Source organism: Amycolatopsis sp. (assembly GCF_036008905.1).
GTDB lineage: Bacteria > Actinomycetota > Actinomycetes > Mycobacteriales > Pseudonocardiaceae > Amycolatopsis.
In genome coordinates this window covers 18,506-28,456 of record NZ_DASYMU010000254.1, presented here as the reverse complement: position 1 = coordinate 28,456, position 9,951 = coordinate 18,506, and the positions used below count along the sequence as shown (strand labels likewise).

General features: G+C 69.9%; 8 protein-coding genes. 3 read left to right on the top strand and 5 right to left on the bottom strand.

The genetic code is table 11. The features are described 5' to 3' along the window. Nucleotides 1-38: 38 nt before the first annotated feature. The gene (mshC, locus tag VGP60_RS40335) at nt 39-1,277 is read right to left on the bottom strand and encodes a cysteine--1-D-myo-inosityl 2-amino-2-deoxy-alpha-D-glucopyranoside ligase (RefSeq protein ID WP_327553505.1); all 1,239 of its coding nucleotides are present in this window, start codon (nt 1,275-1,277) and stop codon (nt 39-41) included. Between the two features lie 111 nt (nt 1,278-1,388). Between mshC and VGP60_RS40330 the strand changes: the two genes are divergently transcribed. Further along, nucleotides 1,389-2,756: a cytochrome P450 gene (locus VGP60_RS40330; RefSeq protein WP_327553504.1), complete on the top strand. Its 1,368-nt coding sequence runs from the start codon at nt 1,389-1,391 to the stop codon at nt 2,754-2,756. Nucleotides 2,757-2,771: 15 nt separating this feature from the next. Here the strand turns inward: VGP60_RS40330 and VGP60_RS40325 are convergent, their stop codons facing one another. Next, nucleotides 2,772-3,311: a DinB family protein gene (locus tag VGP60_RS40325; RefSeq protein WP_327553503.1), complete on the bottom strand. Its 540-nt coding sequence runs from the start codon at nt 3,309-3,311 to the stop codon at nt 2,772-2,774. A 93-nt stretch (nt 3,312-3,404) separates the two neighbouring features. Here VGP60_RS40325 and VGP60_RS40320 point away from each other — a divergent pair, with 93 nt between their 5' ends. Continuing rightward, nucleotides 3,405-4,394 (top strand): LLM class F420-dependent oxidoreductase, encoded by a 990-nt coding sequence (locus VGP60_RS40320; protein WP_327553502.1) that lies wholly within the window; start codon nt 3,405-3,407, stop codon nt 4,392-4,394. Nucleotides 4,395-4,510: 116 nt separating this feature from the next. Here VGP60_RS40320 and VGP60_RS40315 read toward each other — a convergent pair whose 3' ends face one another. Both VGP60_RS40315 and VGP60_RS40310 read right to left on the bottom strand, forming a co-directional pair. Next, complete coding sequence (locus tag VGP60_RS40315) at nt 4,511-6,466, bottom strand: VWA domain-containing protein (RefSeq protein WP_327553501.1); 1,956 nt, start codon at nt 6,464-6,466, stop codon at nt 4,511-4,513. After that, a complete protein-coding gene (locus VGP60_RS40310) occupies nt 6,463-7,860 on the bottom strand; it encodes a sigma 54-interacting transcriptional regulator (protein WP_327553500.1) in 1,398 nt (465 codons plus the stop codon). The genes VGP60_RS40315 and VGP60_RS40310 overlap by 4 nt, the downstream gene beginning before the upstream one ends. Nucleotides 7,861-7,959: 99 nt before the next feature. Between VGP60_RS40310 and VGP60_RS40305 the strand changes: the two genes are divergently transcribed. After that, nucleotides 7,960-8,757: a hypothetical protein gene (locus VGP60_RS40305; protein ID WP_327553499.1), complete on the top strand. Its 798-nt coding sequence runs from the start codon at nt 7,960-7,962 to the stop codon at nt 8,755-8,757. 3 nt (nt 8,758-8,760) lie between these two features. On the opposite strand, the gene VGP60_RS40300 is transcribed toward VGP60_RS40305, so the two are convergent. Next, nucleotides 8,761-9,813 carry a ferrochelatase gene (locus VGP60_RS40300; protein ID WP_327553498.1) on the bottom strand — a complete coding sequence of 351 codons (1,053 nt, stop codon included), beginning with the start codon at nt 9,811-9,813 and terminating at the stop codon, nt 8,761-8,763. Nucleotides 9,814-9,951 lie beyond the last annotated feature (138 nt).

The following is a 9,951-nucleotide window of genomic DNA, read 5'->3' as shown; positions in this document are numbered from 1 at the left end:
CCCCCGGGGGAAAACGTCGACATATTCCCCGGGCGGAGTTACAGGAGCACGCCGAGGAGGGCGTCGACGGCGTCGCGGAACAGGCCCGGCGCGGCGCTGTCGGTGCCTTGGCGCTTGAGGGCTTCGTCGGCCCACGCGTCGGCGGCCGCGAGGGCCTTCGGGGTGTCGAGGTCATTGGTGAGGTGATCGCGCAGCCGGGCGATCGTGTCGTCCACCGACGGTCCGGCGGCGAGCGCGGCGGCTTCACGCCACCGAGCGAGCCGCGCCTCGGCGGTCGTGAGCAGGTCGTCGGTCCACGCGCGGTCCGCGCGGTAGTGCCCGGCGAACAGGGCGAGCCGGACCGCGGCCGAGTCGACGCCGTCGGCCCGCAGGCGCGACACGAACACCAGGTTCCCGCGCGACTTCGACATCTTCTCGCCGTCGAGGCCGATCATCCCGGCGTGGACGTAGTGCCGCGCGAACGGCCTGTCGCCCGCGAGCGCCTCGGCGTGCGCGGCGCTGTACTCGTGGTGCGGGAACACCAGGTCGGACCCGCCGCCCTGGAGGTCGAAGCCCAGGCCGAGCCGGTTGACGGCGATGGCGCTGCACTCGATGTGCCAGCCGGGACGGCCCGCGCCGAGCTCGGATTCCCACGACGGCTCGTCGGGGCGTGCCATGCGCCAGAGCAGCGCGTCGAGCGGGTGGCGCTTGCCCGCGCGGTCGGGGTCTCCCCCGCGCTCGGCGAACAGCTTCCGCATGGTCTCTTCGTCGTAGTTCGACTCGTAGCCGAAATGCCCGGTTGCCGCGTGGTCGAAGTAGATGTCCGGGTACTCGGAGTCGTCCGCGCGGTAGGCCGCGCCCGCCACCACCAGCTTTGCGATCACCTCGACGATCTCCGGAATGCTCTCCACCGCGCCGACGAACTCGCGCGGCGGCAGAACCCGCAGCGCGGTCATGTCCTCGCGGAACAACGCCGTCTCGCGCATGCCGAGGACGATCCAGTCGTCCTGGTCGCGGATGGCGCGCTCCAGCAGTGGCTCGTCGATGTCCGTCACGTTCTGGACGTAGTGCACGTCGTGACCGGCGTCGCGCCAGAGGCGGTTCACCAGGTCGAAGGTGAGGTACGTCGCGGCGTGGCCGAGATGGGTCGCGTCGTACGGCGTGATGCCGCAGACGTACATCCGGGCCGTTTCGCCCGGCGACGTGGGACGCACCTGTCCCGTCGCGGTGTCGTGGAGCCGCAACGGGCGGGGGGTGCCGGGGATGGTCGGCACGTCGACCGATGACCAAGTCTGCATGGTTCCAGCCTAGGCGGCGTCGCGGAGCACGTTCTCGCCCGGTGGGATCGGGCAGGTGAACGGCCCCGTACGCCCCTGGACAGCGAACTTACTCGAGGGTAGGAAAGAGGGATGACGACGGACGCTTCACCACGCGACACCGTCCGAAGCACGTCTCCGCTGCCGCCGGGGCCACGGCTCCCGATCCTCGTGCAGACCGTGCTCTTCGGGAACTATCGCCACCACTGGCTCCCCCGGCTGCGCCGCCGCTACGGCGACGTCGTCCGGCTGAATCTCTTCCCGGAACGGTCGGTCGTCTCGCTGTCGGACCTCGAGCACATCAAGACGGTGTTCGCCGGGCCGGTGTCGACCTTCCACGCCGGCGAGGGCAACGTCATCCTCAAGCCGGTCATGGGCGCGAACTCGGTCCTGCTGACCGACGAGGACGTCCACCTGCGGGCACGCAAACTGCTGATGCCCGCCTTCCACGGCGCCGCGCTGCGCGGTTACCGGGACATGGTCACCGAGCTGACAACGGCCGAAGTCAGCCGCTGGCCGGCCGGGACCGTGTTCGGCGTCCACGACCGGATGCGGGCGCTCACCCTGGAGATCATCCTTCGGGTCGTCTTCGGGGTCAGCGCGGGCGCGCGGCTCGACGAACTGCGGGAGCGGCTCAACTCCACGATCGACATCGGTGCCATCGACATCTTCGGCTGGCACAACCCCAAGCTGCAGCGCTTCGGGCCGTGGCGCCGCAACAAGGCGCACCAGGACCGCGTCGACGAGCTGCTGTACGAGGAGATCGCCGAACGCCGACGCGCCGACGACCTCGAAAGCCGCACCGACGTGCTTTCGCGGCTGCTGACCGTGCCTTCGGAGGACGACCGGCTCTCCGACCTCGAACTCCGCGACCAGCTGATCACCCTGCTGCTGGCCGGGCACGAGACGACCGCGACCGCGCTGGCCTGGGCGTTCCACGAACTCGCCCGCGACCCCGCGCAGCAGGCCGCGGCGATCCGCGCGGCGGACGACGGCGACGAGAAGTACCTCGAAGCGGTGACCAAGGAGGCGATGCGGCTGCACCCGGTCATCTCCGAGGTGGCGCGGAAGCTGACCAAGGACGTCGAGATCGGCGGCTACCGCATCCCCGCGGGGTACACCGTGATGCCGTCGATCGGGCTGGTCCACAGCGACGACGAGCACCACCCGGACCCGTGCGCCTTCCGCCCGGAACGGTTCCTCGAGGGCGGCCCGCCGACCGGCACCTGGTTCCCCTTCGGTGGCGGCGTGCGACGCTGTCTCGGCGCGGGCTTCTCCTTGCTGGAGGCGAACATCGTGCTCCGCGAGGTGTTCACCCGCTTCCGCGTCGCCCCCGACCGCCTGCACCCCGAACCCGCCAAGACCCGGCACATCACGCTCGTCCCCGGCCGCGGCGCCCGCATCACCGTCACCCCGCGAACGGGAACCCCGGCCACCCAGACGGGAAACACGCCTACCTAGCCGGGGAACACGCCTTCAGAGGCCGGTGGCGCCGTCGATGCGTTCGCGCAGCAGGTCGGCGTGTCCGTTGTGCCGGGCGTATTCGGCGATCGTGTGCACGACGATCCGGCGCAGTGATACGGGTTCACCGGTGCGGAAGGACGTCCCGGTGTCGTCCAAAGAGGAGTTCGCGACGATCTCGCGGGAGCGGGCGCACTCCTCCCGCCACACGGCCAGCGCCTCCTCGACGTCACCGTCCAAGGTGTCGAAATCCTGGTCCGGATCGTCGTCGGAGTAATAGAGCATCGGGACGTCCTCGCCCGCGAACTGCGTGCGGAACCACCAGCGTTCCGCGCCACTGAGATGCCGGATGAGGCCGTGCAGACTCAGCCCGGACGGCGAGATGCTCTTTTCCGACAGCTTCTCCAGCGGCACGCCCGAGCACTTGAGCTCGAAGGTCTGGCGGTGCCATTCGAGGAACGCGGTGAGGATCTCCCGCTCGTCACCGACGAGCGGGAGCGGGTCCCGCGTGTCGCCGTCCCAGGTGGGCGAGTAACTCGTGGGTATCTTGGTCATCCTCCGAGCATCGCACCCACCACCGACAAAAGCCGATCAGAACCGGCTGGACCTGACCTGACGTCGTCGACGATCCCGGCTAAGTTGTTGACCATGCGCTTCGGACTGTTCGTGCCCCAAGGATGGCGGCTGGATCTGACCGGTATCGATCCCGCCGACCACTGGAACACCATGCTCGGCGTCGCCCGCGCCGCCGAGGAAGGCCCTTTCGAATCGATCTGGGTCTACGACCACTTCCACACCACCCCCATCCCGACCGAAGAAGTCACCTACGAGGCGTGGACGCTGATGGCCGCGTTCGCCGCCGCGACCAGCCGGGTGCGGCTCGGCCAGATGTGCACCTGCATGAGTTACCGCAACCCCGCCTACCTCGCGAAGGTCGCGGCCACCACCGACATCATCTCCGGTGGCCGGGTCGAAATGGGCATCGGCGCCGGGTGGTACGAGCACGAATGGCGTGCCTACGGCTACGGATTCCCCTCGGCCGGTGAGCGTCTCGGCATGCTCGACGAAGGCGTGCAGATCATGCGCCAGCTGTGGACCACCGGCAAGGCCACGCTGGACGGCAAGCACTACCAGGTCGACGGCGCCATCTCGCGGCCGTTGCCGTTGCAGGACGGCGGGATTCCCCTGTGGATCGCCGGCGGTGGCGAGAAGAAGACGCTGCGGATCGCCGCGCAGTACGCGTCCTACACCAACTTCGCCTCCGACCCCGAAGGCTTCCGGCACAAGTCGGAGGTGCTCGCCGAGCACTGCAAGAACCTCGGCACCGACTTCGGCGCCATCACGCGCTCGGCGAACTACAACATCGTCATCGGCGAGACCGAGAAGGACGTCCAGGACAAACTGGCGTGGCACCGCTCGCATATGGAGCCGTACCTGCCCGCCGAGGAACTCGAGCGGACCCACCAGAACATCGCGAACGGACCGCTGGTGGGCACGCCCGAGCAGATCACCGAGCGGCTCACCGAGTTGCGGGGCCTGGGTATGACCTACGCGATCCTGAACTTCGCAGAGGCCGCCTACGACCGCTCCGGCATCGACCTCTTCGCGAAAACCGTCGCCCCCGCCCTCTCCTATTGATGAGAAGGTCAAATGTGGCGTCGCCTCGGAGCGAAGCTGGGTCGTGAGTGGCTACGGGTGGCTCTAACACTCGTAAACACTCCCGACCCCCACGCGCGTGACCGCCCGAAGGGGGCTTAGCGGCGGACCCGGAGGTAGTCGCCGACGACGGCGGCGCCGAGGCCGTCGAGGTCCGGGGCCACCACCCGGCCGCCGGAGCGGCGCGCGATGAGGTCGACGAACGACGTCAGCCGCGGGTCGTCACCGAGCCGGAACACCGTCACCGCGGCGCCCAGCTTCGCCAGTCTGTCCACTTCGGACAGTGTCTTGAGGATGGTCCGCGGGTCGGGCGGGTAGTTGAACTCGGCCGAGCCGTCCGGTTCCAGGTGCGCGGTGGGCTCGCCGTCGGTCACCATCAGCACCACGGGTTGCGCGTCCGGGTGCCGGCGGAGATGCCGCCCGGCGAGCAGCAACGCGTGGTGCGCGTTGGTTCCCTGCTCCCACGCGCCTTCGAGACCGACCAGTTCCGCCAGTTCCACGGAAGTCGCGTACCGGCCGAAGGTGATCAACTGGAGCGCGTCGTTGCGGAACCGCGTGGTGATCAGCTGATGCAGCGCCAACGCCGTGCGCTTCATCGGCAGCCACCGGTCCTCCTGCACCATCGACCACGACGTGTCGACGAGCAGCGCCACGGCGGCGCGGCTGCGGTGTTCGGTCTCGATGACCTCGACGTCCTCGACGCCGATCCGCACCTTGCGGTCGCCGACGGAAACGCTGCGCAGCACGGCGTTGCGGACCGTCCTGGACACGTCCCACGACTGCATGTCGCCGAACTTCCACGGCCGGCTCGACCCCGTCGGCTCCCCCGCCGCGCCCGCCGACTCCGTGTCACGGTCACCGGTCCGGCCACGCAACGCGCTCACGACATCCGCGAGCGCCGTCTCGCCGAGACGGCGCAACGCCTTGGGAGACAACCGAAGCGAGCCGTCGGGCGCGCGTTCGAACAGGCCCTGCCGCCGGAGCTCACGCTCCAGTTCGGACAGTCGCCGGGCATCGACCGACGAATCGGCGCCGAGTTGTGCTTCCAGCGCCTCGAGATCGATGTCGTCCAGGCTCGCGCCCGGATAGGACTGGCCGAGCTGCTCGGCGAGCGCGTCGAGTTCGGCGAGGTCCTCCATCGCCTGGGCGCCCTCACCGAGTCCGAGCGGGTTCTTGCCCCGGAACCGTTCCGACGACGTCCAATCCTCACCGGGCCGCAACGCCTGCAGCTGGGAGTCCAAAGCGGACAGTTGCTGCGCGAGCCGCGGATCCCCGAAGGCCTGCTGGGCCAGCTGCGACAGTTCGTCGCGCTGTTCCTGGGTCATCGAGTTCATCATCCGCTGCGCCGCGGCCGCCCGCGCCGCGAGCACGTCGATCAGCTCGTCGACATTGCGCGGGTTCTCCGGGAAGAACTCCCCGTGGCGCTTCATGAATTCGGCGAAGCGCTCGGCGATGTCCTCGAATCCCTGCGCGTGCGCGGCGAGCAGCGCGTTGAGGTCGGACAGCATCTGGTTGATGCGTTCGACGTCTTCCGGCCCCGCGTTCTGCATCGCCTCTTTCATGCCCTCGAAACGGGCATCGAGCATTTCCTTGCCGAGCAGGTCCTGGATGCGCTGGTAGTTCTCGCGCCCCTGCTCGGACCGCCAGTCGTACTGCGCGAGCTCACGCACGGCCGCCGCGGTGCCCGGGGGCAACGCGTCCAGCTGCGCCTCACGGAACCTGGCGTCGTCCGTCGGCTCCGGGAAGAGCGCGCGGCGCTCGGCGTCCAGCGCCTCACGCAGGAGCTGCTGGACCTCTTGCAGCGTCCCGTCGAGCCGGTTGCGCCGCTGGATCTCCGCGCGGCGCTGCCAGACCCGGCGGGTCAGCTCGTCGAGCCCGGCCGTGCGCTCGGTGCCGCGCCGGAGCATCTCTTCGAGCGCGGAACGCGGAGACGAGCCGGCCATGATGTCGCGGCTGATCTCGTCCATCGCGTCCCGCAGGTCCGCCGGCGGTGCGAGCGGATCGGGTCCCTCGTGCCAGGGACCGTACGAGTAGCCCTCCGGCTGGGCGGTCACGGGCCGTACACCGTCGTCGTGTCGTCGGAGTCCTTCGCGAGTTTTCGCGCCAGGTAGAGCGATTCCAGCGCCAGCTCGACGGCGGCGGCGATCCGGCCCGGCGAGTCGGTCGCGGCCACGCCCGCGCGCACGGCGACTTCGTGCAGAACCGGCAATTCCGGCAGTGCGGCGAGAACATCCTTGCCGGGCACGCGTTCCCCGGTCGCGACGAGGTGCCCGTCGGCGACGGCGTCGGCGAGCGGGCGGAGATCGAGCCCGGCGAACCTGTCCCGTGCCGTCTCGGCGACCGCGCGGCGCAGCAGGTGCACGAGGTGTTCGACCTCGCGCCCTTCCTCACCGGGCTCGAACTCGATCTTCCCGCGCAGCACCGAAGGCACCGCGTCGAGATCGACCGGCCGGGCCACCGCGGGCTCCTCGCCGGTCAGCGCCGAACGCCGGAGCGCCGCCGCCGCAACGGTTTCCGCGGCCGCGACAGCGAACCGGGCGGACACCCCGGAGCGCTGGTCGATGACGGTGGACTCGCGGAGGTTCCGGACGAACCGGGCGATCACCTCGAGCAGCGGCTCCCCCACCTCGGCGACGAGGTGCGCCTCCTGCCGGACGACCTCGACCTCCGAGGCGACGTCGAGCGGGTAATGCGTGCGGATCTCCGCGCCGAAGCGGTCCTTCAGCGGCGTGATGATCCGGCCGCGGTTGGTGTAGTCCTCCGGGTTCGCCGTCGACACGAGCAGCACGTCGAGCGGCAGCCGCAGCGTGTAACCGCGGACCTGGATGTCGCGCTCCTCCATGACGTTGAGCAACGCCACCTGGATGCGCTCGGCGAGGTCGGGCAGCTCGTTGATCGCGACGATGCCGCGGTGCGCCCGGGGCACGAGACCGAAGTGGATGGTCTCGGGGTCGCCCAGGCTGCGGCCTTCGGCGACCTTCACCGGGTCGACGTCGCCGATGAGGTCACCCACCGAGGTGTCCGGGGTGGCGAGTTTTTCGGTGTAGCGGGAGCTGCGGTGCAGCCACGCCACGGGCAGGTCGTCGCCGAGTTCGGCGGCACGGCGCAGGGACGCCGGGGTGATGGGGTCCAGCGGGTGCTCGGCGAGCTCGGAGCCCTCGATGACCGGGGTCCACTCGTCGAGGAGACCGGCGAGGGTCCGCAGCAGGCGGGTCTTGCCCTGGCCGCGTTCACCCAGCAGGACGATGTCGTGCCCGGCGAGCAGGGCCCGTTCCAGCTGCGGCAGCACGGTTCTCGAGAAACCGACGATGCCGGGCCACGGGTCCTTGCCCGCGCGCAGGGCGGCGAGGAGGTTTTCGTGGATCTCGGTTTTCACACTGCGAGGCTCGTGCCCGGCGGCGCGGAGCTCCCCGACGGTGCGGGGCAGATGTGCTGGTGCTGAGTTCACTCCTACGACGCTACTTCGCGTTTCGTGTCCCGTCGACGTGGAGCCACTCCAGCGGGACCAGTGCCGGAACCATTCGGGGACCGGGTAAAATAGGGCGTCGTGTGCAGTCCCAGTGCGACCTTCGCCGTCTGGTCTTCCGCGTGGCTCAACGGTGCCGCGGCGTCCGACGATGTGCTCGACTCCCTGAAGGCTTGGGGCGAGGCCCATGACGTCGTCGCGGCCGATGCCGGCGCCGCCGAGGCGTTCGACCTCCCGCTCGCGTTCAACCGTCCCGCCACCCCCGTGCAGCTGCTCGTCGCGTTGCGCGCCCAGGGGGTCACCAGTGTCCAACTGGTACTCCCGGCGCCCGGCGACGTCCGCGGGCTCGGCGGGGGCGGCCCGTTCACCGAAACCGCGCTGCGGGCGGGGGAAGCCGTGGTGCTGCCCGGCATCGGCTACGGGTTGGTGCCCGAGCCGATCGCCGAGGGGCTCGTGCGCTGGACGGTCTTCTCGGTCAAGACACAGACCCCGCTCGAGTACATCGGCCTGGGCGACGCGGAGCACGGGATGACCGACGCGATCCGGTCGAGCGCGGGTGCGCTGCAGGCGTTGAACGTCGCCAGTGACCGTCCTGGCGTCCGGGCCGAGCTTTCGGCACGGCTGCGGGCGGTGACCGACGTCGAATGGCCCGCCGGGACCCCGCCGCGTGCCCTGCGGGTGCTGCAGCGGGCAGAGGAGGTGGCCGCGATCCTGGCCATCGCCCGGACCGACGAGCCCGGTGGCGCGCTCTCGGCGTCCGCCGCGGTTCAACGGGCCGACGCGCTGCGCCCGCTGTCCGACGCCGTCCGCCACGCGCGTGCCGCGTCGGTGAACGAGGCCGTGCGGGTCTTCTCGGAGCAGGCCGACCGGACGCCCTGAGGCTTACGAAACGGGCCTCGCGGGCCGCTTCACCGGCTCACAGCACGCCACCGCGCAGGGCGCGCCGTTGACCGTGCACCCCGCCGCGGGGAACTCCGAAAGCTTCCGGACCGGCGCGTCCTCGACGTGCTCCCGGACGAGCTCGACCACCAGCTCCGCGAACCGTGCGTCGCCACCCGGCGTAGCCGCGCGGGCGAACCCCATCCCCAGCTCCGCGGCGCGCTCGGCGGCCTCGTTGTCGAGGTCCCAGATCACCTCGAGATGATCGGACACGAACCCGACCGGGCACACGACCACCGAGGTCACGCCCTGCTCGTGCAGGACATCGAGGTGGTCGACGATGTCCGGCTCCAGCCACGGAACCTGCGGCGGCCCGGACCGCGACTGCCAGACGATGTCGTACTCCCCGACACCTCCCTCGGCCGCGACCAGGCGAGCCGCTTCGGCGATCTGCCGCGAGTACCTGTTGCCACCTTCCGAAGGCGGCCCGGCCGCGTTGTCCGCACTGATCGGCACCGAATGCGCCGTGAACACCGTGCGCGTGCCCGGCAGGTTCCCGAGCTCCGCGTGCGCCACCCGCAACGCGTCCGCGAACGCCCCGATGAACAGCGGATGGTCGAAGAACTGGCGGATCTTCACGAGTTCGAGCGCGTCACCGCCCACCGAGGCCCTAATGCGCTCGATGTCCTCGTCGTACTGCCGGCAAGCCGAGTAACCCCCGTAAGCACTGGTGGGAAACACCAACGCGCGCCGGACCCCGGCCGCGACCATCTCGGCCGCGGTGTCCTCGGCCATCGGCCGCCAGTTGCGGTTCCCGAAGTACACCGGCAGCTCGACCCCTTCGGCCGACAGCTGCTTCTCCACCGCCGCGATGGCGTCCCGGTTCAGCCGGTTGATCGGCGAAATCCCGCCGAAGTGCTGGTAATGCTCGGAAACCTGGAGAAGCCGCTCGCGAGGGACCCCACGGCCCCGCGTCACGTTCTCCAGGAACGGCATAACCTCGTCCGGCCCCTCGGGACCACCAAAAGAAAGCCACAGCAGCGCGTCATAACCCACTCCCCCATCCTGCCTTCTCGCCATCCTTGCCGCGCATCCAGGTGGGCGTGCCCACGCCGTATAGGGCGTTATACGCAACACGCTCAAGTAAGCACGGCACCATCCGACCGAAACCAAGGGGCACGTCGCACTCAAAAT

Bases quoted from the DNA above. Each gene is read 5' to 3' on its own strand.
- mshC (WP_327553505.1), bottom strand. From the start codon at position 1,277: ATGCAGACTTGGTCATCGGTCGACGTGCCGACCATCCCCGGCACCCCC.
- VGP60_RS40330 (WP_327553504.1), top strand. From the start codon at position 1,389: ATGACGACGGACGCTTCACCACGCGACACCGTCCGAAGCACGTCTCCG.
- VGP60_RS40325 (WP_327553503.1), bottom strand. From the start codon at position 3,311: ATGACCAAGATACCCACGAGTTACTCGCCCACCTGGGACGGCGACACG.
- VGP60_RS40320 (WP_327553502.1), top strand. From the start codon at position 3,405: ATGCGCTTCGGACTGTTCGTGCCCCAAGGATGGCGGCTGGATCTGACC.